The following is a 22,191-nucleotide window of genomic DNA, read 5'->3' as shown; positions in this document are numbered from 1 at the left end:
TCAGGGCTTGACGCGCACCCGGCCCCTGCCAAGAGCTTTTGACTCATACATCGCGCTGTCCGCTCTTGCCAGAAGATTCTCGAGGTTTGGCTCCTCCGGGCGAAGAGATGAAATGCCGAAACTGGCGGTCGGCCGGATACGAACATCATGGTATCGGACTGGTGTTTTATGCATAACGCCCAGTAATCGTTCTGCCAGTTCTGAGGCCTGAGCCGCATCAGCATCACCGAGAAGGATCGCGAACTCTTCGCCGCCAATGCGCGCCGCAATATCTGCCTCACGAACGTTGCTTTCCAGAACCCGTCCTACGTGCTGCAATACCTCATCTCCGGCATCGTGGCCGTGGTTATCATTGATCTGTTTGAAGTGGTCCAGATCAAACATGATGATCGCCAGAGGCGAGCCGGTTCTTCGGGTCTGTTTCAACAGCTGGTTGCCCAGCTCGAAGAAGGCTCTCCTGTTGTGAAGTCCGGTAAGGTCGTCCTCCAGTGCAGCGGCCCGGGCCCTTTCATGGGCCTCCTTTAGCGCCAGCTCCATTTCCTTTCGGTCGGTGATGTCTGTAGCAATTTCGAGGCGGACCAGTCGGCCATCTATCCAGGGAGTTGCCTGATCCCGGCACTGGTACCAACGGTTGTCCAAGCGATTCTGGAATTCCCAGATATGCGGCGGAGATGGGTTGCCTTCAGAATCAATCAGCAGATGATTGGTGCAGAAGTCGCAGGGGCTGGCGTTATTCTGCAGGACTTCCCAGCACTTTTTCCCATCTATAGAACCCCAGATTCTTCGGCCATAAGCGTTCATGTAAAGGAGCTCATGGGTTTCGAAATCAGAGACGTAAACCAGGGCGTCCAGATTGTCGAGTACGGCCCTGAGACCTTCGGCCGGAGTAATCTCCGAAATGTCAGAACCTTCTGACGCGGCCGGAATGTTGAGGGATGGAATGCCGGAGTTCATGTTTTTTTTGTGCCGGAATTAGTTTGGCAAGCAGTATAGCAGGGCAGCACAGGTTAGAAAGTAACGGACTGTCCCTTTTATGTGGCGTCAGTGCTAAGGCGTGGAGTTGTTACAATCAGCCCCTGATCGACAAACTCCTGGAGTACTATGTTGTAGGCACCATCCGGGACTTCCCGTGCAATGCGGTAGATTCCGCCTGAGGCATCTTCAGGGCTGACCTTCAGGTCGACCGTCCGATAGGGGGCCATCACGCTTTTGTCAGACTCCCTGACCAGCAGAACGCAGGGCTTGAGTTTATGCTCTGGCCGGCTCTCCACAACGATGCCAACCTCGCCATTAACCATCTCAACGATGGACCCCGGCGGGTACACCCCAATCATCTGGATAAAGGCATCCGCCAGTTCCTCATCGAACTGGGTGCCGCGATGCTTGTGGATAATTTCCAGCGCCTGCATGGATGCCCGGCCCTTATCGTAAACCCGGTTGCTGGTAATGGCGTCATAGGTGTCCACCAACCCGATGATCTTGGCAAAGTAGGGGATCTGCTGGGCGTGAAGGCCCCGGGGATATCCGGAACCATCCATCCGCTCATGGTGGCTGAACGCCACATCCACAGCGGTGTTCAGGGAGTTGCTGGACCCCATCAGAATGGTGCGGCCGTGGGTCGTGTGGTGACGCATGACGTCGAATTCTTTTGGCGTTAGCGCTCCCGGTTTGTTGAGAATCTCATCGGGAATCCGGGTCTTGCCAACATCATGGAGCAGACCGCAGAGGGCCAGGTTGCGGATTTCTCCTTCAAGCAAGCCCAGGTGCTTGCCAAAAGCGGCGGCGAGTATGGACACGTTGATACAGTGTTCTGCGGTGTACTCATCCTGGTGCTTGATCTTGGTAAGCAACAACAGGGCGTTCTCATTTCGGAGTACGCTCTCTACGCAGTGGTTCACCACTGTGCGGGCGTTGTTCAGGTCCAGCGTGCGACCTACCCTCAAGCCAGACATAATGGATTTGGCGGTCTTCTGGGCCTCCTCGAAGCGTATGACCGCCGTTTCCATCTCCCGGCCGGCGTCGATCTTGTTGATGTACGTGACGCGCTTTCGGGGCGGTACCGGTTTGTGGGTATCCTGGACAGGTTCGGAAGTCTGTTTTCTGCGGAAAAGCCCCATCAGGCCTGAAGCCTTCCGCCCGGTGCCGTTCCCGTGCTGTGGCAGCGGTGCCCCATCGATGCGCCCTTCAATAAAGACGAACTCGCACTGTGCCCGCAGTGCATCGATCTCCGCCTGATCACGAACAACAAACCCCTGAATCAGAAAGTCCGTATCTTCCCAGGGACGGTCCAGACGGATGACGTGCATGCCGATGGCAAGTTCCGACACGTCGATCTGGCTTTCAACAATTTTCTGATGCGGTGCGCTCATACACTGTTCCTGAATCCCTGGAGCACTATTTTGCGGTAAAAACCTGCTGACAGGATGGACCGGATTGCAAAATCTGGTCAAATAATGTTCATTCAATACGTTGGCAACCGTTTTCGCCGGTGTTGTGGTTTTGGGCTCAGGGTCGCTTAGAAGGATTCTTCCAATGACTGACCATCGTTCCTTTCATCTCTGGTGGCTCGCCCTTGCTGCGGCGCTGGTGCCTCTGATTACCATTCATCTCACCTTCACCGTTTCGGTGCTGGAAGGTCATGTGGACCTGTGCATGCCCTATTGGGACAGTTGCACCAGCATCAGTCGTACCGGCCGTCATGGCACTTCCTATTTCATTTTTAAAGGAACCATGCTGCCGGCGGCCTTGCTGGGGATCCTGTTCTGGTGGCTTAATGGCCGTTGGCTGCGTCAGCTCGGCGTCCATTCGTCCGGAGTTGCCTGGATCCCGTGGCTGGGCCTGGTGGCCAGTGTCTCGCTCGGTGCCTATACCCTGGCGCTGGGCCATGCCGGTGACGGCTTCAACCTGATTCGACGCATCGGCGTGGTTCTGTATTTCTCGCTCACCTTCATCTGTGAGCTGCTGGTCAGTTCCGGATTGCGCAGTCATCCATTGTGGAAGCACACGGGCATGAGGCTGCTGAATCTTTGCCAGCTGATTCTGGCTGTCGGAATTATTTCAGTGATCTTGAATGGCGTGGCGCCCGAGTTCTACAGCCGCAAGGACGATGCATTCGAGTGGATTCTGGCTTTCCTGATCAATGCTCACGCGCTCTGGCTGGCTTTGCTGTGGAAGAAAAACCGGTTCCGCGTGAGGCTCTGGGCAGATGCCTAGAGTGCAAGCAGGCCTCGAATCAGCGCGGCGGTCCCGGCAATGGCCGCAATTGCCAGGATCACCGGGCGAAGCCCTTCGAAGGGCATGCGGTTCACCAGTTTGCCGGAGAGCCAGAAGCCCAGGAACACCCCTGGGAAGGTGACGGCAAACAGGAACAGCTCCCGGGTGCCCAGGTAGCCTGAGGCAAGCAGACCTGACAGGCTCAGGACACTGGCTGCCAGGAAGAACGCGGACATGTTGGCCCTGACCAGCGGCCCTGTTTCATTCTGGTAGATCAACGCGATCGGTGGTCCACCTACAGCAGTGATCGTGCCCATGTAGGTCGAGGCGGCTCCGGCCATCACGCTGTTCCGGGCATTCAGCGCGGGCTTGAGTCCACCAATACTGAGCGCTACACCAGCGAGAATCAGTCCGCCGAAGATCAGCTCGAAGCCTGCTGTGGAGATCGCCAGCAGTGTCAGAGCTGCCAGAATGGCGCCGGCAACCCCGCCGACAATGGCAAAGCGCACTTCCCGGACCTGTAACGCGCCGCGATTGCGTATAAGCATGAACACGGTGAGTAGAGTGCCATTCAGGATCAGCGGTCCTGGGACTAACACCGGGCTGATCAGAAACAGCAACGGCGCTGCAAGCGTGCCAATACCATAGCCGGCCACGCCTTGCAGACAGGCTCCGGCAAGAATGGCTAGGTTGGCCAGAAGAATCTGTAACAGCGACACATCCGTCAAAGGAAATCACCAAAAGGTCAGGAGAGAGGGCCGGGGCAACACCGGTTTGATATTGATACACTGCCGGACTACGAGCATGTCCGAAACGATTGAAGCCCGATGATTCTACAGACTGAAAATCGAAACTGCCCCTGTGGTAGTGGTAAATCCTACAGCGAATGCTGCCGGCCTTTCCATCGGGGCGAACCTGCGCCTACCCCGGAAGCGCTGATGCGATCCCGTTACGTGGCTTTCGTTCTCAACCTCCCGGATTATCTGCGGACTACCTGGCATCGGAGCACGCGGCCAGAGGCGCTCACTCTGGAAGACTCACCGGGCTGGGCCTCTTTGCAGATCCTGACCACTGGCGAGTCGGGCGAAAGCGCCAATGTTCATTTCCGCGCAATCTATCGACTGGGCGAGGGCTGGGGATGTCTCGAAGAAAACTCCGATTTCGTTCGGGAGCAGGGCCGCTGGTATTACCTCCGGGGTGACACCAGCGAAGGACCGTTGAAACCGGGCCGCAACGAGCCTTGCCCCTGCGGGAGTGGCCGAAAGCACAAGGCCTGCTGTCTGTAAGCGCCCGTTACTCGAAGGACGGCAGTTCGGGTTTGGCAACGGGTTTGTTTGCTTCCTGCCAGGCATCGAACCCGCCTGCGATGGACTGCACGTGCATGTAGCCCATTTCTTTCAGGGCCCTGGCACTCAGCGCGGCTCGTCCGGATGTTTTGCAGTAACACACGATGTTCATGTCGCGGCTCTCGAACGCCGGATCATTGGTGAACTTGAACTCCAGCAAGCCACGGGAAATGTTCACGGCACCCGGTATATGACCGGCCCGGTACTCATCCGCATCACGTACATCGAGCAGCAAGTCAGCGTTCTTGATGGCATCCTCCGCTTGATCAAGGGGCACTTCCTGAATCTCTTTCTTGGCTGCTTCTACCAGATCATGGGCAGTTTTCATGGGTGAGCTCCTCAAACTGATGGAATAAGGTTATGTCTCAGGATAAGGGTTTGGGGCGCCCGGCGTCACCCTGCATATGTACGAAGGAGGGCAAATGAAACAACCCATCACCGGCTATCACAAGGATGAAGAGAACCACTGGGTTGCCCAGTTGGCGTGTGGGCACAATCAGCATGTGCGCCATACACCGCCCTGGGTGAATCGGCCATGGGTCACGACGAAAGAAGGTCGGGCATTGATGCTCGGGTTTGAGCTTGAGTGCCGGAAATGTGAGCAGGGCGCGCCGTCCGACTTGAGGCCGCCCCTGGATGATTAAGCCGCCTTGTTGTTGCCAATGGCACAGGCGTATTTGCGCTCATAACGTTTGTCTGCCCATTTCCCGTAGATGCGCGAGGCAATCTGAAATATACCGGGCCACAGCAGGGGTTTGAACAGAAAACCAAAGGGCGTGTGGGACCAGGCGCGAACGTTTGCGGGCAGGCCGATGACCCACTCGCCGGTCCAGGTCATCAGGTGCAGGCGTCTGAGCAGAGCTTCATGACTTGGCAGGTTGGAGCTGCCGTCACGTTGTTCATGGATGTCTGCAAAGATCAGATTGCCACGCTGGACTTTGCGCAGGGTGCGAATCTCTTTGGCGCACAGTGGGCATTGTCCGTCGTAAAACAGGGTGTCATAACGGGGCTCCATCGAGTCCTCCCAGGGTCAGAATCCGTTTCCGTGCATCCGCTTTGCGTTCTTCCACAGTCTCAACGATGCCATTGAGTGCGGCTGGCAAAACCTCCGGCGCCGCTTTGCGAAACTGTTCGAGCAATTCGATCTGGACGTGCAGATCCTGGAATTGGCCGTACAGCTGCTGTCGAGCCTTGAGCGTTTTCAGCTCGGACTTCCAGGTTCTGGCATCCAGTTCCATCAGATAACGGATTCGTTTGAGTTGCTTGCGAAGCCGATGAATGTCCTCATCCGGGGAGGTATGCATCAGCTCTGCAGTCAGTTTGTTGAACCCCTTGATACGATGTTGCACTGCTTTTCGGATGTCTTTCGGTCGAAGTGTTCCGGCCAGCTCATGGAACTTCCGGGAGTCGATGAGGTTGAGCCAGTGCTCCATGCTGTCCCGGTACCGTTTGCTTTGCAGGCGCTTTACCAGTTTTTTGTGGCGATTGGTGGCTTCCCGCTCGAACCAGATCTGCAGGGCGGCCCGGATTTCTGAATTGTCGCCACACAGTTCGGGCAAATCCTGGAGAAACACGTGCAGATCACGCAGGGGGCCTGTCGCCCGGGCATGACGCTTCAGGCTTTTAACCGCCTTTGCCAATGCCTTGTCACCCGTGACTTCCTGGACCGATTCGGCAATGGCCCGGCTGCGGCGAATGGCAATCCGGTACTGGTGCAGGAATTCGTCATCCAGGCCAAGGGCGACGCCCCGTTCCAGTTGCCTTAGACGATCAAGTTGATGGTGAAGGGCCTTGGGAATGTCCCTTGCCGGATCGTCTCCCGCGGTTCTGGCTTTCTTTTTCAGCTTCCGTTCGAAGTGGGCGTAGCTGTAATCCTGTGGCGTTATCAGAGCCACCAGTTTGCCCTTGCCGCGACCAATCTGGTGCCAGTGTTTGATCGAAAGCCGGATGTGGATAAAGCTGGCCGTGGGTAACTGTTCCGGAGGTTGTTTCAACAGCCATTGGGCCAGTTCCAGCAAGGCCGGATTATGGCCTACAAGCGTTATCGTGGAATCGCCATCCCGGTGTTCCAGCCAGGCAAGCAGACGCTGGTAGTCGAAGGTGTACAACTCCCCAAGGTGCTGGCAGCGCTCGGGTGTGACTGTATCAGGCAGGGTACCTCCAAGCGTAGCGATGGCGCGGGTGGCATCACTGCTGAAGAGCTCGCCCTCGAAGGCGCCGGCCGCTTTCAGGGCATTGCCGAGAGGTGCCAGTTGGCTTTTGCCGCGAGCGTTCAGTGGCCGCTCTCGGTCACTAAGCGTTTCATCGGCCCAGCTGGATTTGGCGTGGCGTACCAGAAACAGGTGCTTCATTGGCCTACCTTCGTCGTGGTCCTTAAGTCTAACGCTTACTCAAGACATTTACGTTACTGCCGTTACTCTACTCATCTGAAAACATTGGCGGAAGCCCCGTCTGGCCAGAGAAACTCAGGCGCAGCAGGGCGCCTGCTGAAATCTCTCTTAACAAACTGGAACAGATCACCTGGTGTGGTCTGTGGATAATCTCCAGCAACAAAAATCCCCACGGAGCGCGGTACAATGAATGTTCTGAGTCGGTTGAAAATTCGAACTCGCTTACTGGTGGCCGTAATGATCCCAGTACTTGTTACGGCGGCGACTCTCGCCTGGATTACCGCCAGCCAGATTCAGGCCAATGGCGAGGAGGAACTCAAGCGCCTTGAGAACAGTCTTCTGGAAGCGCGAAAGGCTGGCTTGCAGAATCTGGTTGATGCGGCCAAAGCGGTCGTACTGGAAGCCAAGAATGACCCATCGTTAAGTGAGAAAGAAGCGAAGGAAGCGGCAGCAGCCCGTTTGCGTGCGATTCGCTTCGATGAAACCAACTATGTGTTTGCCTACACCCGTGATGTCTACAACCTGGCCTATGCTCCCGATCCTTCCAAAGAGGGGCCAGCCAATAACCCGACTCTGAAGCGTCTGGTGGGGGATCTTTTTGCGGCGGCCGAGGAGGATGGCTTTTACGGCTACGACTGGATGAACCCGGCCTCTGGTAATGAAGAACCCAAGATGTCCTATTCCACCCTCATCCCGGACTGGGACTGGATGATAGGTGCCGGTGTGTACATTACCGATATCGACCGGCAGGTGGCAGCCGCCCGTGAGGAAATCGAGACCGGTATGGCCGAAACCCTGAGCTTTATCCTGTTGGTCACGGTGGTGGTGGTTGTGATTGCCCTGGTGATTGGTATTTTCGTCGGCCGCAGCGTGACCCGGCCATTGAAGGGCGTCAGCAACATGATGCAGGAAATTGCCGATGGCGAAGGTGACCTGCGCCAGCGTCTTCCGGACGAGGGTAATGACGAGCTGGCCGAGCTCGGCCGGCGCTTTAACGCCTTCGTGATCAAGATCCAGGACACCATGCGTGAGGTTGGTGCGACCACGGATCAGGTCGCGTCCGCGGCGGAAGAACTGAGCCGGGTAGCTAATGAAACCCGGGCTTCCGTCCAGGAGCAGGGTTCCGAGACCGACCAGATTGCCTCGGCGATCAATGAAATGGCAGCCACGATCCAACAAATCTCCGGCAACGCCAATGAAGTTGAGAGCGCAGCGTCAGACGCCGACCGTATGGCCCGCGAGGGTGGCGAAACCATTAGCAGCGCCCAGGGTGCGGTGAATCAGCTTTCCGAGGAAATCCAGGATACCGCGAAGAGCATTGATGCTCTTGCTGAGAAATCCGACGATATCCAGCAGGTTCTGGATGTCATCCACGCCGTGACGGAGCAGACCAACCTGCTGGCCCTGAATGCGGCGATCGAGGCTGCCCGGGCTGGTGAGCATGGCCGCGGTTTCTCGGTGGTTGCCGATGAGGTGCGTCAGCTGGCCAAGCGCAGTGCAGAGTCTGCCGATCAGATCCGGGAAATGATTGATGGCTTCGTGACGGAATCGAAAGCATCGGTTGAGCGGATGAACAAATCCCGCAAGCGCTCAACTGAAACTGTTGAGAGGATCAACCACGCCACGGATGCCCTCAAAACCATTGAGAATTCGGTGGGTCAGATTCACGATCAGGTGACCCAGATTGCGACCGCGGCCGAGCAACAGAGCCAGGTTGCCGAGGAGGTCAACCAGAACGTGGTCCGCATTGTCGATGCTGCTCAGCGCAGTGATACCGGCGTAACCCAGACCAACGAAGCCAGTCATGAATTGGCGCGACTGGGCGAAAGCCTTCGGGATCTGGTCGGTCAGTTCAAGGTCTGATACCGCTTCATGGTGATCTGCCGATTGGCGGAACATCATGAAAAAGCTATGATGGTTGCGTGACAGAAATACCTGTTTTCATACCAACAATAATGGAAGCCAACACAATGACAATCCGGAAAACACTGCTTGCGGCCGTGGCCGCTGCAGCCACCGCGTTCAGCGTGTCCTCGGTGGCCGAGGAAAACTTCACCTTGCGCCTTGCGCAAACTTGGGGCCCCAACTCGCCAGTACTGGGAGAGACTGTTCAGCATATGGCGGACATGGCCGAAACGATGTCGGATGGCCGGCTGCAGATTCGCATTGACCCGTCCAACAAGCACAAGGCGCCTTTCGGGATTTTCGATCTCGTGCGCAATGGCCAGTACGACATGGGCCACACCGCGTCCTATTACTACAAGGGCACCATCCCCAACGCCATGTACTTCACCACCATCCCGTTCGGGCTTATTGCACCTGAAATGTACGCCTGGTTCTACCACGGCGAAGGCATGGAACTGATGCAAAAGGTGTATGAGCCTTACGGCATGCTCTCCTTCCCGGGTGGTAATACCGGTAACCAGATGGGTGGCTGGTTCCGCAAGGAGATTAACTCTCTTGAAGACCTCAAGGGCCTGAAGATGCGCACCCCAGGTTTTGCAGGCGAGGTTATGTCTGAACTGGGCGTTGCCGTGACTAACCTGCCGCCGGGTGAGCTTTACACAGCCCTGGAGCGTGGCACCGTGGACGCCGTTGAGTGGGTCGGTCCCGCTCTGGACTTCCAGATGGGCTTCCATCAGATCGCCAAATACTATTATTCGGGCTGGCAGGAGCCAGGTGCGGAAGTCCAGTTCCTGATTAACAAGAAGACCTGGGAAGAGTTGCCAAAGGATCTTCAGGAGATCCTGCGGGTGTCCATGCGCACGGCTGCTTATGACATGTACATCCAGAGCACCCATCAGAGTGGTGTGGCCTGGGACCGGATGAAAGAAGACTATCCGGATGTTACCCACAAGGTGTTCCCGCCGGAAGTCATTGATGCCCTGCGCAGCACCACTAACCGGCTTCTGGCAGAGGCCGCTGAAAACGATCCGCTGGCGAAAGAAATCATCGAGTCCCAGCGTGACTACCTCAAGCAGGTTCGTCAGTGGACCAACATTTCAGACAAGGCTTACCTGAACAGCGTGGCCGAAGACTAAGGCTGACCAGCGTACCGGCCCGACAGGGCCGGTCCCCGAGAGGGGCGTGAGAGTTCAGAATGCTCCGCGCCCCTTTTTGTTTGTGTCGCTTTCTGGAAAAATAGGCCGCTTATTCTTTGGGCAGCGCCGATGAAACAGACACTGCTATCCTTGAGCAATCTTTCCAAGCAATTCGGTGGCAAAACGGTGCTCGACCGTCTGTATCTTGAGATCTACGACGGCGAGTTCATTACCTTGCTGGGCCCTTCCGGTTGCGGTAAGACCACCCTATTGCGGCTGATGGCAGGTTTCGAACATCCGGACGAGGGCACCATCACCCTGGCGGGGGAAGACCTTACCCACACCGCTCCGGAAAACCGCCCGCTTAATACCGTATTCCAGCACTACGCGCTTTTCCCCCATATGTCGGTGTTCGACAACGTGGCCTATGGCCTGAAAATGGAAAAGCGACCCAAGGATGAGATTCGCCAACGTGTCGATGAAGCGCTTGCCATGGTCCAGTTGCAGGATTTCGCCCGTCGTAAGCCCCATCAGCTGTCCGGCGGCCAGCAGCAGCGGGTTGCCATCGCCCGGGCGGTGGCCAAGCGACCGCGGCTGCTACTGCTGGATGAACCGCTCTCGGCCCTGGACTACAAGCTGCGCCGCACCATGCAGGTTGAGCTGAAACGCCTGCAACGGGAGCTCGGAATCACCTTTGTGTTCGTGACCCACGATCAGGAAGAGGCGCTCTCCATGTCCGATCGGGTGGTTGTGCTCAAGGATGGCCTGGTGCAACAGCTGGGTACGCCCCGGGAAGTCTACGAGCGGCCGGCCAATCTGTTTACCGCCCGGTTTGTAGGGGAAACCAATTTTTTCCCGGGTACGGTTGAGTCGGTACACAACGATTCCATCACGGTGGATGTCTTTGGCCTTAAACGAACCCTGCGTCGCCCGGATTTCCTGGTGCAGGCTGACCAGCGTTTGCATGTTTTGCTGCGGCCGGAAGATATCCGGGTTCTGGACCCGGCCGATGAGCAGGGCGTGGCGGGCAAGATCGTTGAGCGCAACTACAAGGGTAGCACCCTGGATTCGGTTATTCAGCTGTCTGATGGCACCGAGGTTCTGGCCAGCGAATTTTTTGACGAGGACGATCCGGCCTTCGATTACCGGCTCGGAGAACCCGTGAAAGTCAGCTGGGTGGATGGCTGGGAGTGGCTGCTTCCGGAAGAAGCCGGTCAGCGGAGCGAAGAGGGACTGTCGGCCGATGCATAGCGTTATGCAGCAGCCGTTCAAGACCGCTGTCCTGATCCTGGTGTGGGGCTGGCTCCTGTTCCTGGTGCTGGCGCCGAATCTGTTGGTGGTGGGCGCCAGTGTCATGACCCGGGACCCGGTCTCGTTTCTGTCACTGCCCCTGAACCTCGATGCCTACCGCCAGCTGTTTGATCCTCTGTATCTGGAAGTGTTCCTGCATTCCCTGTACATGGCGGCGATGACCACCCTGGTGTGTTTGCTGATTGGCTATCCGTTTGCGTGGGCGTTGTCCAAAGTGGCCAAACAGCGGCAGTTGATACTGATTTTTCTGCTGATCGTGCCTTTCTGGACCAACTCCCTCGTGCGCACCTACGCACTGAAGCTGATCCTCGCCACCAACGGACTGCTGAACAGTGCCCTGATGTCGATCGGGCTGATTGATGAGCCCCTGCAACTGCTTTACACGGAGGGCGCAGTGATCATCGGCCTGGTGTATCTGCTGCTGCCGTTCATGATCCTGCCGTTGTATTCGGTGTTTGAGGACCTCAAGCAGGAGCTGCTGCTGGCTTCTCACGATCTTGGCGCGGGCCGGCTGTCCACCTTTGTACACGTGATTGTCCCGCTCACTCTGCCCGGGGTTCTGGCCGGCGTGATGCTGGTGTTGCTGCCCGCCATGGGGCTTTTCTTTGTTCCCGATATTCTGGGCGGTTCCCGCAATCTGCTGGTGGGTAACGTGATCAAGAACCAGTTCCTCGACGCTCGTAACTGGCCCTTCGGGGCTGCCGCCAGCATCGTGCTTACCGTGACCATGGCGTTTCTCATGTTTGCCCACCGGTTGAGTAAACGGCGAATCGGTGAGGAGGGCGCGTGATGGCACGATGGCTGCCCCGAACCTATCTCACACTGGTCTACCTCCTGCTTTATGTTCCCATCGTGGTGCTGGTGGTGTTCTCGTTCAACGAGTCCCGCACCGGCTATGCCTGGGGTGGCCTCAGCCTGCGCTGGTACGAGTCGCTGTTTAACAACCGGGCCATGGTCATCGCCATGTGGAATTCCCTCTGGCTGGCGCTGTCTGCGGCCACCGTGTCCACGGTGATAGGTGCCCTGACCGCCCTGGGCCTGCACCGGTACCGGTTCCGGGGCAAGAAGCTGCTGAACGGCATGCTGTTTGTGGTGATGATGTCTCCGGAGATTGTCCTGGCGATCTCCCTGCTGGCCCTGTTCCTGTTGGTAGGCCTGCAGTTGGGTTACGTTTCCCTATTGTTGGCCCATGTGACCTTCTGTCTGCCGTTCGTGGTGATCACGGTAATGGCCCGGTTGAGCGGTTTCGATGAGAGCCTGCCCGAAGCTGCACGAGACCTTGGCGCTTCTGATTTCACCATGACCCGTACGGTACTTATCCCGGTCATCATGCCGGCTTTACTGGCAGGTTGGCTGCTAGGGTTTACACTTTCCCTCGATGATGTGGTAGTCAGTACGTTTGTTAGTGGCCCGAGCTATGAAATTTTGCCCCTTCGCATTTACTCCATGGTGCGTGTGGGCCTGAAACCCGAGGTGAATGCCCTGGGCACACTGTTGCTGGTGTTTTCACTGGTTATGCTGATGTTGTCTCAATGGATTCTGATAAGGAGCAAGCGATGAAGAAACTGGCACTGGCCGGCATGCTGGCAGTGGGATTGACGGGTTGCAGTTCCGAGGAACCCCAGGTTCTCAACCTTTACAACTGGTCTGAGTACATGCCGCAGGAAGTCCTTGACCGTTTCACCGAGGAAACCGGCATCCAGGTGGTCTACACCACCTACGATAGCAACGAGGCCATGTATGCCCGTTTGAAATTGCTGGATGACAGCGCGGCTTATGACCTTGCGGTTCCGTCTACCTACTACGTCAGCAAGATGCGCCAGGAAGATCTGCTGCTGCCAATCGATCGCAGCAAGATCGAGGGCTTTGACAACCTGGATCCGGAGCTGGTGAACCTTGATATCGACCCGGATAACAAATTCTCCGTGCCCTACCTCTGGGGTACCACAGGGCTGGCGGTCGACACCGCAGACATCGAAGGCGAGCCGGTAACTGCCTGGGAAGACCTGTGGGAAGACCGCTTCGAGGGCCGTGTGATGCTCACCAACGACATGCGGGAAGTGTTCCATGTAGGTTTGCGGGTGCTGGGTTACTCAGGCAACAGCACCAACCCTGAAGAAATCGAGGCAGCCTATGAAAAGCTTGCCGAGCTGATGCCTTCGGTTCGCACCTTCAACTCCGATGCGCCCCGCATGCCCTACCTGGAAGGTGAGGCCGACGTGGGCATGATCTGGAACGGCGAGGCCGTGATGGGCAAGGACACCATGGAGTCGCTCGAATATGTCTACCCGGAAGAGGGCATTATTGCCTGGCTGGACAGTTTCGTGATTCCGAAAAACGCCAAGAATCCGGAAGCGGCCCATCAGTTCGTCAGTTTCGTGCTGCAACCTGAAATCTCCGCACTGATCAGCGAGGAGATCGGTTATGCCACGCCGAACCTGGCGGCGCGCGATATGCTGCCGGATGAAGTCGCGAACAATCGGGCGAGCTATCCGAATGCCACCGATATGATCAATGCCGAGTTTCAGACCGACATTGGCGACGACGCCCTTCAGGTCTACGCCAAGTACTGGGAAATGCTGAAGTCCGGCCGTTAAACGCGCCGGCACTTGATAGCAACAGGAAAAACGGAGGCCGCGGTCTCCGTTTTTTGTCCCGGGTTTCACAAAACTGCAATACATGATCTATCACTTTCTGATAACAAATGGTTAGCAAGCTTCTGAACTTGCCATCAGTAAGAATGCGTTATGATCATGGCCTCTCGTTCGATACGGAACCGTGCTTTGTAGTGAAAGCGGCCATGGCCTTCCTGATGTCATTTGAAAACTTCAATACCACCGTTATGCTGACAGGTAGTAATACACCGTTGACCGTGGCCCTGTTCAATCGCCTTCGGGAAGGCTCCACGCCCGTGCTCAATGCGGTGGCACTGGTGCTGATGGTGGACTCTGCGCTATTGGCGCTGCTGGTGATGGGCCGCTCCTCACGTTAACTGTGTTTGCCGCAATCACGGGATAACGCGACCGGATTGGACTGGCAGTCGTCGGGAGGTCTCATGAAATTCATTTTTGAAGTGCACATCCGGGAAGGCCACACTGCGGAGGAATACGCCGATGCCTGGGTAAGAGCGAGCGAAATTATCCAGCAGGCGCCCGGGGCCAGGGGCACTGAGCTGCACCGCAAGATTGGCGACCCCAACACCCTGATTGCCATCGCCTCCTGGGAGAGCAAGGAGCAACGGGATGCCATGGAAGGGCAGCATAACCCTGAGGTGGCCGCTATCATTCGCAGTGCTGCGCCGTTTGTGGATATCAAACCCATCGGTGAGTTTGAGGACCCGGAATGGGTGGTGCAGCGGCAGTGACGTAAGCCCTCTGGATTTCGCAGGGACTGGCATGAAATCGTTCTCCCCGAGAACTATGTAGGCAAGCCGGTGTATTTCCGGATCTTCTCCAACTACACAGATATCGGTCTGTGGGGTGAAGTCTCCATCATGGACCATCCGGGTCCTGTCCGGGGTTTCAGCCGTCCGGTTCCCCTGCCAGTGCAGGCAACGTAACCGAAGGTGTTCTTCTGCTGGAGGGGGATGGCGTTTTCGGTAAGGCGGAGAGCGCGTATGGTTCGGCCCGTCTGTTTGCGGCTCTGCATCAGGCAATCCAGAGAATCAGTATCACGCTCTCCAGCATTGCCCTGCGGGAGGAGTTGCAGAAGTTTTCCTATGAGGATGCACTTACCGGACTGAAAAACCGCCGCTACTTTGATCAGCTTTTCGAGCACGAGAGCGCTGTTTCACAGCGCAACGACCTGCCTCTATCCCTGCTGATCGTCGATATCGATCACTTCAAGCGGTTCAACGATACCCACGGCCACGAAGCCGGAGACGATGCCCTGAGGATAGTCGCTGGCATTCTGCAGAAGCAGTTCCGGGACAGTGACATTGTTTGCCGTTGTGGCGGTGAAGAGTTTGTGGTGGTCATGCCGGGTGCGACGTCGGACGCCGCCCGAGACAAAGCAAACCAGCTGTGTGAAGCAGTTCGGGAGGTGCCGATTATCCATCGGGAGCGGGATCTTGGGGTGCTTGCGGTCTCTGTAGGCGTTGCAAACTGGCCCGACGATGGTGAAAAACCGTTACAGATTCTGACCCTGGCCGACAAAGCGCTTTATCGCGCCAAGGAAGCCGGCCGTGATCGGGTCGAAATCTCTGGTTAGACGGTTACACCACCAGAACCGGGCATTTGGCGTGGGATGCGACCCGGTGTGAAACGCTGCCCAGAAACAGGCCATCTTTGTCACTGTGGGTGCCCTTTGTGCCGATCACAATCAGATCTGCGCTTTTTTCCTTGGCAAACTCAACGATGACCTTTGACGGTTTACCTGCTTTCACGAAGCCCCGTACGTTTTTGCCGCCGCGCTCCGCCGCTAGCTGTTTGGCGTGATTCACCACGTCTTTGGCGTATTCTGAAAGCACTTTATCCGGGATGTCCATTTCAGCCGGTCGTCCGATCGACAGGGACGCCTCAAACAGGCTGTGATGCTTGTACACACACAGCAGGTAGATCTCCGCATCAGTCAGTTCTTGTAGCTCAATAGCCTTGCTCAAGGCCTCGAAGGAGGTCATTGAGCCGTCTACTGCCACCAGAATCCGTTTGAACATGTCGCTCTCCTTTGTATTCACCCTTCAGGGTGGTCAGATCACCTGAAGGCCAGGTCGCGCAGGAACAACGCTATTTGCGGAAACGCAATCAGGAGCCCGGCAGCAGCTATCAGCATGAATACGAACGGCGGCGTGCCGCGAATAACCTCCAGATAGGGGCGCTTGAATATCGCGATGGCAGTGAAGATGTCACAGCCGAACGGCGGTGTCGCCGAGCCGATGGCTACCTGCAGTGTAATGAGAACACCGACCAGAACCGGGTCGATGCCCGAGGCTTCTATGGCTGGTGCAAAAATCGGCGTCAGAACAAGAATTACCACGATCGGGTCAACGAACATGCAGGCAATAAAGAAAGCGATACAGATGGTAATCATCACGCCGACCGGGCCCATGTCGCTGATTCCGACTGCGTCCAGGATAGCCTGAGGAATCTGGGCAAAGGAAATAATCCAGGAGAAGCCGGTGCCCACGGCCACCAGAATGAATACGACCGCAGTGATCAGGCCAGTTGACTTGGCGATACGGTAGATATCGGCAAGTTTGAGTGAACGGAACACCACGAATTCAAGAAGGAAGGCGTAGAGCACGCAGACGGCTGCCGCTTCTGTCGGGCTGAAGATGCCCCCGTATATCCCACCGACAATAATGACCGGGAAAAACAGGGGCCACAGAGCCTCGCGCATGGCTACCGCGCGCTGACCCCAGGTCGCCTTCTCCTCGGTTGGGAGGTCGTTGACGCGAGCATAGATCAGGCAATAGATCGAGAACATCAGCAGAATCATGATGCCTGGCCCGATACCCGCAATGAAGAGTTCCGCAATGGACGTCTCGGAGATAACCCCGTAGATGATGAAACCGATGCTTGGGGGTATCAAAAAGGCAATGTCACTGGAGTTGATGATCAGTGCGAGCGAAAACGAATCCGAGTAGCCGGCTTTGAGCAGTTTTGGCCGTAGGGGCGAGCCAACAGCCACTACCGTGGCCTGGGTAGAACCGGACACGGCACCGAACAGGGTGCAGGAAGTGGCGGTACTGATGGCCAGACCGCCTTTAACGTGGCCTATGAACGCCATGACCATGTTGATCAACCGGTCAGCGGATTGACCGCGGGTCATGATATCCGCCGCCAGAATAAACATTGGGACCGCAATCAGTGAGGCGGGCCGGATACCGCCCATCATCTGCTGGACGAAGGTACCCATCTGGCCGAAGCCATCAAACATCATTACGAAGCCGACCACCGCACCTGTGATCAGAGGAACCATCATCGGGAAGCCCAGCAGCAACAACCCGATCATGATCAACATCATTATAGTTGCCATGATTTCCTATCCTTCCTTAACGTCAGCTGCAGGGTTCATACTTCCGATTCTGTGTCCGCATAGCCGTCGACTACGCCAGTGGAAAGGTACACATCCTTGCTGGTGAAGTTCTTGATGGCCGTGAGGAGGTACTGGATACCCGTGATCGCAAAGCCGATCGGCACCCAGATATAAATCCACCAGATCTCAAAGCCCAGGGCCGGTAGAATGCGGCCACGGCTGTAAAGGGTTTCGATGTACCCATAGGAGTGGTAGCAAAGGAAGAACATCACCACCGAGGTAAAGAGGGCGATGCAAATCATCAAAACCTTGCGTCCCTTGACTGGCAATGCGTCGTAGATTGCAGACATCCGGATGTGCCTGCCATGTCGCGCTGCATACCCGATGCCGGCAAAGGTGATCAGGATAATGAGAATCCGGTTAATTTCACCGGAGAAGAAAAGGCCTTCGCCGAACACATACCGCGCAATGACATTTACGCAGGTATTGATTGCCATCAAGATGACGCCAACCGCCAGCATGACGGCCTCGACCTTGGCAATAATTTCATCGATGGTTCCCAGAAATCCGGGCAGGCCGGACTCGTAGGTGCCGGTATCGTCTTCAAGATCCGGGGAATTCTCGGACATGGGGTCTGCTCCAGAGAATGTCGCTCCCGGCCGGTAGGAAGTCCCCGGCGGGGCGGGGTTGTTACAGCTTCCCGCCGGCATGTGCCGGCGGGAATGGTTCCCTCAGGCTCAGTTGTTCTGAACTTCTTTCAGGTCTTCCTTGAACTGGTTCAGCAGTTCTTTGCCGCTTTCGCCAGTCATCTCGATGAACTTTTCTTCCACCTGAGGCGCGCGCGCCTTGAAGGCTTCGATCTGTTCGTCGTTCAGACGGGTAACCGTGACTTCATCACTGGCCTTCTGGATCTTGGCCAGGGCTTCGTCGGCGAGACCGTCGATGTGCACAATGATTTCTTCAAAAGCAAAGTTAGCGGCGTCTTGCACCAGCGTCTTATCTTCATCAGACAGACCGTTGTAGAAATCCTGATTTGCCATCATGGCGGTGGTGAACCAGCCGTGCTTGGTGAAGACCAGGTTCGGGGACACTTCATACAGACCGCCGGACTCAATCCAGAAAATCGGGTTTTCCTGACCCTGGATCATGTTGGTCTGCAGAGCACCGTAGACTTCACCCCAAGGCAGTGGGGTCGGCGTTGCGCCAAAGGCAGAATAGGTCTCGGACAGAAGCGGGTTGGTCATAACCCGGATCTTCTTGTTGTTGAAGTCCTCTGGCTTGGTGACCTTCTCGTCCACGGTCACGACCATTTCTCCCTCCGGGTACATCTTGAGCAGTTCGAGGCCTTTTTCCGCGTAGAGCTCCGGGAAATCCTCGTTGATGGCCTCACTGGTGCGGAAGAATTCGATAACCGTATCCATGTTGGTGGGCATCAGATAAGGAATAAAGAAAATCTGGGCTTCGGGAATCAGTGAACCGGTAAAGCCGGGAGACTGGTTAACGAAGTTCAGGATGCCAGCCTGGGTCTGTTCCATGATGTCATCGGACTCACCCAGCTCGCCAAAGCGATAAACCTGCAGGGTGTGGTCGGAATTTTCCTCGATGTATTCCTTGAACTTGTACGCGAATACGTCCTGGACGTCGCCTTCGTATTCTTCGTGTGCATAGCGCCAGTTAGCGGCGTTTACAGAATTCGCCATGGTCATCGCAGCGAACGCGAACGCTGAAATTCCGGCCAGTTTCTTGAACTTGCTCATGCTGCTCATCGGGTTTTCTCCGTTCATTTTTTTACCGAAATGTATTGTTACATTAATAAAGACTGGCAAAACAAAGTGGTTTTCGCAAGAAAATGGCCAAAACAATCATTTCAGCGAAGCCGGTTTTCACCGTTTCGCAAGTTCATGAAATCACGGTTGATTCATATCTGAAAGGCAGGTTTGGAGGAATTCGCGGAACTCACTGACGACCCTGTCGAGACTGTTTTCAAGTCGGTGGCCATCGGGAAGAGCCAGAATCGGGAGGCCCTGATCGCGTGCCAGATCCAGCACGGGGGCGATCGGTACCACGTCGTCATTCCAGCCGTGGATGATCTGGCATTGGCGGGCCCGGATAACGGGGCTGGACTGGGGATACCTGGCCATGGCGAGGGCTGGCGCCAGCATGAAACAACCCAGAACCGGGGTTTCGGAGCAGGTCTGGGCGCACACCCAGCCGCCCATGCTGGAGCCGGCCAGAATGGTATGTGCCGGATTGGCGCCGTGTTGAGCCATGGCCTCGCGCATCTGCGCCAGCCGAGTTGCTGGGTCCCTGGTACTGCTGTGATCTATCGCGTGGGCCTTAATGTCCGGAAAGGTTTCGGCCTCGGTTTTCATGGCCTGGATCTTGGTGCTGCCAGGGCCGCTCTCCAGACCGTGGGAAAGGAAGACGTGGATCGGGGTATCTGTCATGATAAATGTTGCTCCGGTGCTGAACGCTGTAATCATCTTAATGGTGAACAGCAGGGCCCGCTCTGTCCATCACATTGGCTGAGCCGTCTATCAGATTGCGGCGTATAAATGAAACTTAGTCGAACAGGGAATCCGGATCCATGAAACAGGCAAAACAATGTCTGACGATCACAGCTTTGATTTTCGGCCTGTCAGGAGCGCCGGTAGCGATTGCGGACAATTGCCCGGCGTTTCTCGACCATGAACAGCGCAAACTTCATTCAACAGATACGGTGAACCTGTGTGAACTGGCGGCCGGCAAACCCATGCTGGTGGTCAACACCGCCAGCCGCTGTGGATACACCGGTCAGTTCGAGGGGCTTGAGGCTCTGCACAAGCAATACGCAAAGGAGGGCCTGGTTGTGGTCGGCTTTGCCAGCGACGATTTCCGGCAGGAGGCAGATTCGGAGGCCGAGGCAGCCACCGTCTGTTTCAAGAACTTTGGGGTGACGTTTACCATGATTGCTCCGGGAGCGGTGACCGGGACTGAAGCGAATCCGGTGTTCCGGGCCATCAACGAGCAGAGCCAACCACCGCGCTGGAACTTCACGAAGTACGTGATTGATCGTTCCGGCACGGTCGTGGAGTCTTTCCCCAGCCGGGTGCGCCCCCAGGATCCGGAGCTGATTGAAGCGGTGGAGTCGGTGCTCTAGGAAAGCGCGAGGCCGATCTTTTGGGTCTGTGCCAGGATGTCCAGTGCGTGCCGGCGTTTTTCGGGATCGTAGATATCCACGGTGAACATCAGCTCATCAACCTCAATGCCCGAGAGAATCTGTTGAAGCTGTCTCCCTATGGTGTCGGCATTGCCCAGCAATTGCAGTCCCAGAAAATCTTTCACACTGGCTTTCTCGCCTGCATTCCAAAGCCCGTCCATGGTGTTTACGGGCGGCTTCATCCAGAGCGGCTGGCCCCGGAACAGGGCGAGAATGCGCTGGTAGCTGGTCGTAGCCAGGTACTCTGCTTCCTGTACAGAGTCGGCCGGAACGGCGGGCAGAGCGAGCATGGCATAGGGTTTTTTGAGCCTTTCCGAAGGCTGGAAATTGTCACGATAGGCTCTCAGGGCTTCCCTGTAGAGTCGGGGCGCGAAATGTCCGGCAAAGGCATAGGGCAGGCCGCGCATGGCAGCCAGCTGGGCGCTGTAAAGGCTCGAGCCCAGCAGCCAGAGCGGCACATTGGTGCCTGCGCCGGGTATGGCCTTGACCGGCTGACCGGGCTGTAGCGGGCCCAGCAAAGACTGCAGTCGGGCGACATCTTCCGGAAACTGTTCCGCACCCAGGCCGTCCCGTCTCAGGGCTCGGGCGGTCACCGGATCGGTGCCGGGCGCCCGGCCCAGTCCAAGATCGATCCGCCCCGGGTAAAGACTCTCCAATGTTCCGAATTGCTCGGCAATGACCAGTGGCGGGTGGTTCGGGAGCATGACACCACCGGAACCGACCCTGATAGCCTCTGTTTTGCCCGCGATATGCCCGATCAGGACCGAAGTGGCGGAGCTGCTGATGCCTTCCATGTTGTGATGCTCGGCCAGCCAGAAGCGCTTGAAACCGAGTTGCTCAGCCCGTTGGGCATAGGCCACGCTGTTGGCCAGCGTGGTACCTACCGAATCGCCTTCGCGGACGGAGGCCAGTTCGAGCAGCGAGTAATCAGGACAGTCAGGCATGAAGCTCCCGGAGTAAAAGTGGAATTCGAGAGATAGAAAACATGGTGTCTGCAGGCGCCTGTTTCAAGATGAGCTGCGATCGGGGCTACAGATCGATCACAATCGGCGGGTTCAATGGCTTGAAACTGCCATTACAGGTGCTGGCGTTAACGCACAGGCAATCGCCGATCTGTTCCTCTCCGTGGCCTTCATGAATATGGCCAAAAATATGCATTTTCAGGGACAGTCTGGCGATCCGCTCGGCCAGAGCCTCACAGCCGGGGCGCATGGTGCCGGCGGGCGAATCAATTCTGTCGAGAATACCCGCCGGAGGCCCGTGGGTGATCAAGACGTCAGTGTCGTCGGGAATGCGGTCCCAGCGCTCGGCAATGGCGTCGCCCCGTTCCAGATTGAAGGCCCAGTTGAAGAACACCGGTGTCCAGGGGCTGCCCCAGAACTTCAGGCCTTCCAGTTCCACCGGGCTGTCCTGCAGGTAATGGGCGTGGCGTATCAGTTCACGGGCTTCGGCCGGCTCATCCTGGAAACACCAGTCGTGGTTGCCGGCAATCAGGATTTTGTTCCGGTGGGGCAGCTCGGAGAACCACAGGTCCAGATCCTCCAGTTCGTTCAGGGTGCCGACACCCAGGCAGTCGCCGGCGTGGATCAGCAGGTCGCCGTCAGGCACCTGGATCTGGCGATGCATGCTGTGGGTGTCGGAAATGCAGACAATTCTCATGACGTTGGCGGTTCCGGTCAGTGGCATTCGCGCATTTTTGTTTTGTCTAAGATAGC

26 protein-coding genes are annotated in these 22,191 nt (G+C 56.7%); 13 read left to right on the top strand and 13 right to left on the bottom strand.

Going from position 1 to position 22,191, the window contains the following annotated elements:
* Positions 1 to 954 (bottom strand): GGDEF domain-containing protein, encoded by a 954-nt coding sequence (locus CFT65_RS00935; RefSeq protein WP_088826186.1) that lies wholly within the window; start codon positions 952 to 954, stop codon positions 1 to 3.
* A gap of 77 nt (positions 955 to 1,031) precedes the next feature.
* Positions 1,032 to 2,369, bottom strand: a complete 1,338-nt coding sequence (locus tag CFT65_RS00930) for an HD-GYP domain-containing protein (protein WP_088826185.1) — start codon at positions 2,367 to 2,369, stop codon at positions 1,032 to 1,034.
* 163 nt (positions 2,370 to 2,532) lie between these two features.
* Between CFT65_RS00930 and CFT65_RS00925 the strand changes: the two genes are divergently transcribed.
* Positions 2,533 to 3,213: a hypothetical protein gene (locus CFT65_RS00925; RefSeq protein WP_088826184.1), complete on the top strand. Its 681-nt coding sequence runs from the start codon at positions 2,533 to 2,535 to the stop codon at positions 3,211 to 3,213.
* Here the strand turns inward: CFT65_RS00925 and CFT65_RS00920 are convergent.
* Positions 3,210 to 3,932, bottom strand: coding sequence for a sulfite exporter TauE/SafE family protein (locus tag CFT65_RS00920; RefSeq protein WP_228705825.1), 723 nt, complete (start codon positions 3,930 to 3,932; stop codon positions 3,210 to 3,212). The two genes, CFT65_RS00925 and CFT65_RS00920, sit on opposite strands and share 4 nt — an antisense overlap.
* A 108-nt stretch (positions 3,933 to 4,040) precedes the next feature.
* Between CFT65_RS00920 and CFT65_RS00915 the strand changes: the two genes are divergently transcribed.
* A complete protein-coding gene (locus tag CFT65_RS00915) occupies positions 4,041 to 4,499 on the top strand; it encodes a YchJ family protein (RefSeq protein ID WP_141103793.1) in 459 nt (152 codons plus the stop codon).
* Between the two features lie 7 nt (positions 4,500 to 4,506).
* On the opposite strand, the gene CFT65_RS00910 is transcribed toward CFT65_RS00915, so the two are convergent.
* On the bottom strand, positions 4,507 to 4,887 hold the full coding sequence (locus CFT65_RS00910) for a rhodanese-like domain-containing protein (RefSeq protein ID WP_088826181.1): 381 nt from the start codon (positions 4,885 to 4,887) through the stop codon (positions 4,507 to 4,509).
* A 94-nt stretch (positions 4,888 to 4,981) separates the two neighbouring features.
* On the opposite strand from CFT65_RS00910, the gene CFT65_RS00905 reads away from it, so the two are divergent.
* Positions 4,982 to 5,203, top strand: coding sequence for a DUF3565 domain-containing protein (locus CFT65_RS00905; protein WP_088826180.1), 222 nt, complete (start codon positions 4,982 to 4,984; stop codon positions 5,201 to 5,203).
* Here the strand turns inward: CFT65_RS00905 and CFT65_RS00900 are convergent.
* Together CFT65_RS00900 and CFT65_RS00895 are read right to left on the bottom strand one after the other, a co-directional pair.
* Positions 5,200 to 5,574: a thiol-disulfide oxidoreductase DCC family protein gene (locus CFT65_RS00900; protein ID WP_088826179.1), complete on the bottom strand. Its 375-nt coding sequence runs from the start codon at positions 5,572 to 5,574 to the stop codon at positions 5,200 to 5,202. The genes CFT65_RS00905 and CFT65_RS00900 overlap by 4 nt on opposite strands.
* Positions 5,558 to 6,910, bottom strand: a complete 1,353-nt coding sequence (locus CFT65_RS00895) for a CHAD domain-containing protein (protein ID WP_088826178.1) — start codon at positions 6,908 to 6,910, stop codon at positions 5,558 to 5,560. Before CFT65_RS00895 ends, CFT65_RS00900 begins: the two co-directional genes overlap by 17 nt.
* A gap of 225 nt (positions 6,911 to 7,135) precedes the next feature.
* Between CFT65_RS00895 and CFT65_RS00890 the strand changes: the two genes are divergently transcribed.
* The 9 genes from CFT65_RS00890 to CFT65_RS00850 all read left to right on the top strand — a co-directional run bounded on the left by CFT65_RS00890 (position 7,136) and on the right by CFT65_RS00850 (position 15,510).
* A complete protein-coding gene (locus CFT65_RS00890) occupies positions 7,136 to 8,812 on the top strand; it encodes a methyl-accepting chemotaxis protein (RefSeq protein WP_088826177.1) in 1,677 nt (558 codons plus the stop codon).
* Between the two features lie 107 nt (positions 8,813 to 8,919).
* Complete coding sequence (locus tag CFT65_RS00885; RefSeq protein WP_172408399.1) at positions 8,920 to 9,990, top strand: TRAP transporter substrate-binding protein; 1,071 nt, start codon at positions 8,920 to 8,922, stop codon at positions 9,988 to 9,990.
* Positions 9,991 to 10,119: 129 nt separating this feature from the next.
* Entirely contained in the window at positions 10,120 to 11,241 is a 1,122-nt protein-coding gene (potA, locus tag CFT65_RS00880; RefSeq protein WP_088826176.1) for a spermidine/putrescine ABC transporter ATP-binding protein PotA, read from the top strand.
* On the top strand, positions 11,234 to 12,091 hold the full coding sequence (potB, locus tag CFT65_RS00875) for a spermidine/putrescine ABC transporter permease PotB (RefSeq protein ID WP_088826175.1): 858 nt from the start codon (positions 11,234 to 11,236) through the stop codon (positions 12,089 to 12,091). Before potA ends, potB begins: the two co-directional genes overlap by 8 nt.
* Entirely contained in the window at positions 12,091 to 12,861 is a 771-nt protein-coding gene (gene potC, locus CFT65_RS00870) for a spermidine/putrescine ABC transporter permease PotC (protein ID WP_088826174.1), read from the top strand. Before potB ends, potC begins: the two co-directional genes overlap by 1 nt.
* Positions 12,858 to 13,898, top strand: a complete 1,041-nt coding sequence (locus tag CFT65_RS00865; protein WP_088826173.1) for an extracellular solute-binding protein — start codon at positions 12,858 to 12,860, stop codon at positions 13,896 to 13,898. The genes potC and CFT65_RS00865 overlap by 4 nt, the downstream gene beginning before the upstream one ends.
* Positions 13,899 to 14,005: 107 nt before the next feature.
* Entirely contained in the window at positions 14,006 to 14,293 is a 288-nt protein-coding gene (locus tag CFT65_RS00860; protein WP_228705750.1) for a hypothetical protein, read from the top strand.
* Positions 14,294 to 14,356: 63 nt separating this feature from the next.
* Positions 14,357 to 14,665, top strand: coding sequence for an antibiotic biosynthesis monooxygenase family protein (locus CFT65_RS00855; RefSeq protein WP_088826172.1), 309 nt, complete (start codon positions 14,357 to 14,359; stop codon positions 14,663 to 14,665).
* A 338-nt stretch (positions 14,666 to 15,003) separates the two neighbouring features.
* Positions 15,004 to 15,510, top strand: a complete 507-nt coding sequence (locus CFT65_RS00850; RefSeq protein ID WP_228705749.1) for a GGDEF domain-containing protein — start codon at positions 15,004 to 15,006, stop codon at positions 15,508 to 15,510.
* A 4-nt stretch (positions 15,511 to 15,514) separates the two neighbouring features.
* Here CFT65_RS00850 and CFT65_RS00845 read toward each other — a convergent pair whose 3' ends face one another.
* The 5 genes from CFT65_RS00845 to CFT65_RS00825 form a co-directional block, all read right to left on the bottom strand.
* Positions 15,515 to 15,955 carry a universal stress protein gene (locus tag CFT65_RS00845; RefSeq protein ID WP_088826171.1) on the bottom strand — a complete coding sequence of 147 codons (441 nt, stop codon included), beginning with the start codon at positions 15,953 to 15,955 and terminating at the stop codon, positions 15,515 to 15,517.
* 38 nt (positions 15,956 to 15,993) lie between these two features.
* Positions 15,994 to 17,277 (bottom strand): TRAP transporter large permease, encoded by a 1,284-nt coding sequence (locus CFT65_RS00840; RefSeq protein ID WP_088826170.1) that lies wholly within the window; start codon positions 17,275 to 17,277, stop codon positions 15,994 to 15,996.
* A 35-nt stretch (positions 17,278 to 17,312) separates the two neighbouring features.
* The gene (locus CFT65_RS00835; protein WP_088826169.1) at positions 17,313 to 17,906 is read right to left on the bottom strand and encodes a TRAP transporter small permease; all 594 of its coding nucleotides are present in this window, start codon (positions 17,904 to 17,906) and stop codon (positions 17,313 to 17,315) included.
* Positions 17,907 to 18,014: 108 nt separating this feature from the next.
* The gene (dctP, locus tag CFT65_RS00830; RefSeq protein WP_088826168.1) at positions 18,015 to 19,043 is read right to left on the bottom strand and encodes a TRAP transporter substrate-binding protein DctP; all 1,029 of its coding nucleotides are present in this window, start codon (positions 19,041 to 19,043) and stop codon (positions 18,015 to 18,017) included.
* Between the two features lie 141 nt (positions 19,044 to 19,184).
* Positions 19,185 to 19,724 carry a YqiA/YcfP family alpha/beta fold hydrolase gene (locus CFT65_RS00825; protein WP_228705748.1) on the bottom strand — a complete coding sequence of 180 codons (540 nt, stop codon included), beginning with the start codon at positions 19,722 to 19,724 and terminating at the stop codon, positions 19,185 to 19,187.
* A 140-nt stretch (positions 19,725 to 19,864) separates the two neighbouring features.
* On the opposite strand from CFT65_RS00825, the gene CFT65_RS00820 reads away from it, so the two are divergent.
* Positions 19,865 to 20,416: a glutathione peroxidase gene (locus tag CFT65_RS00820; protein ID WP_088826166.1), complete on the top strand. Its 552-nt coding sequence runs from the start codon at positions 19,865 to 19,867 to the stop codon at positions 20,414 to 20,416.
* Here CFT65_RS00820 and CFT65_RS00815 read toward each other — a convergent pair.
* Positions 20,413 to 21,420: an LLM class flavin-dependent oxidoreductase gene (locus tag CFT65_RS00815; protein ID WP_088826165.1), complete on the bottom strand. Its 1,008-nt coding sequence runs from the start codon at positions 21,418 to 21,420 to the stop codon at positions 20,413 to 20,415. The genes CFT65_RS00820 and CFT65_RS00815 overlap by 4 nt on opposite strands.
* Positions 21,421 to 21,505: 85 nt before the next feature.
* The gene (locus CFT65_RS00810; RefSeq protein ID WP_088826164.1) at positions 21,506 to 22,162 is read right to left on the bottom strand and encodes a metallophosphatase domain-containing protein; all 657 of its coding nucleotides are present in this window, start codon (positions 22,160 to 22,162) and stop codon (positions 21,506 to 21,508) included.
* Between the last annotated feature and the right edge of the window lie 29 nt (positions 22,163 to 22,191).

The sequence above is a fragment of the Marinobacter sp. es.048 genome, assembly GCF_900188435.1.
GTDB lineage: Bacteria > Pseudomonadota > Gammaproteobacteria > Pseudomonadales > Oleiphilaceae > Marinobacter.
The sequence above is the reverse complement of the archived record's forward strand: the minus strand, read 5'-3'. Positions and strand labels throughout refer to the sequence as shown.

Coding starts and splice junctions, on each gene's coding strand:
- CFT65_RS00935 (WP_088826186.1), bottom strand. CDS start 954: ATGAACTCCGGCATTCCATCCCTCAACATTCCGGCCGCGTCAGAAGGT.
- CFT65_RS00930 (WP_088826185.1), bottom strand. CDS start 2,369: ATGAGCGCACCGCATCAGAAAATTGTTGAAAGCCAGATCGACGTGTCG.
- CFT65_RS00925 (WP_088826184.1), top strand. CDS start 2,533: ATGACTGACCATCGTTCCTTTCATCTCTGGTGGCTCGCCCTTGCTGCG.
- CFT65_RS00915 (WP_141103793.1), top strand. CDS start 4,041: ATGATTCTACAGACTGAAAATCGAAACTGCCCCTGTGGTAGTGGTAAA.
- CFT65_RS00910 (WP_088826181.1), bottom strand. CDS start 4,887: ATGAAAACTGCCCATGATCTGGTAGAAGCAGCCAAGAAAGAGATTCAG.
- CFT65_RS00905 (WP_088826180.1), top strand. CDS start 4,982: ATGAAACAACCCATCACCGGCTATCACAAGGATGAAGAGAACCACTGG.
- CFT65_RS00900 (WP_088826179.1), bottom strand. CDS start 5,574: ATGGAGCCCCGTTATGACACCCTGTTTTACGACGGACAATGCCCACTG.
- CFT65_RS00895 (WP_088826178.1), bottom strand. CDS start 6,910: ATGAAGCACCTGTTTCTGGTACGCCACGCCAAATCCAGCTGGGCCGAT.
- CFT65_RS00890 (WP_088826177.1), top strand. CDS start 7,136: ATGAATGTTCTGAGTCGGTTGAAAATTCGAACTCGCTTACTGGTGGCC.
- CFT65_RS00885 (WP_172408399.1), top strand. CDS start 8,920: ATGACAATCCGGAAAACACTGCTTGCGGCCGTGGCCGCTGCAGCCACC.
- potA (WP_088826176.1), top strand. CDS start 10,120: ATGAAACAGACACTGCTATCCTTGAGCAATCTTTCCAAGCAATTCGGT.
- potB (WP_088826175.1), top strand. CDS start 11,234: ATGCATAGCGTTATGCAGCAGCCGTTCAAGACCGCTGTCCTGATCCTG.
- potC (WP_088826174.1), top strand. CDS start 12,091: ATGGCACGATGGCTGCCCCGAACCTATCTCACACTGGTCTACCTCCTG.
- CFT65_RS00865 (WP_088826173.1), top strand. CDS start 12,858: ATGAAGAAACTGGCACTGGCCGGCATGCTGGCAGTGGGATTGACGGGT.
- CFT65_RS00860 (WP_228705750.1), top strand. CDS start 14,006: ATGGTTAGCAAGCTTCTGAACTTGCCATCAGTAAGAATGCGTTATGAT.
- CFT65_RS00855 (WP_088826172.1), top strand. CDS start 14,357: ATGAAATTCATTTTTGAAGTGCACATCCGGGAAGGCCACACTGCGGAG.
- CFT65_RS00845 (WP_088826171.1), bottom strand. CDS start 15,955: ATGTTCAAACGGATTCTGGTGGCAGTAGACGGCTCAATGACCTCCTTC.
- CFT65_RS00840 (WP_088826170.1), bottom strand. CDS start 17,277: ATGGCAACTATAATGATGTTGATCATGATCGGGTTGTTGCTGCTGGGC.
- CFT65_RS00835 (WP_088826169.1), bottom strand. CDS start 17,906: ATGTCCGAGAATTCCCCGGATCTTGAAGACGATACCGGCACCTACGAG.
- dctP (WP_088826168.1), bottom strand. CDS start 19,043: ATGAGCAGCATGAGCAAGTTCAAGAAACTGGCCGGAATTTCAGCGTTC.
- CFT65_RS00825 (WP_228705748.1), bottom strand. CDS start 19,724: ATGACAGATACCCCGATCCACGTCTTCCTTTCCCACGGTCTGGAGAGC.
- CFT65_RS00820 (WP_088826166.1), top strand. CDS start 19,865: ATGAAACAGGCAAAACAATGTCTGACGATCACAGCTTTGATTTTCGGC.
- CFT65_RS00815 (WP_088826165.1), bottom strand. CDS start 21,420: ATGCCTGACTGTCCTGATTACTCGCTGCTCGAACTGGCCTCCGTCCGC.
- CFT65_RS00810 (WP_088826164.1), bottom strand. CDS start 22,162: ATGCCACTGACCGGAACCGCCAACGTCATGAGAATTGTCTGCATTTCC.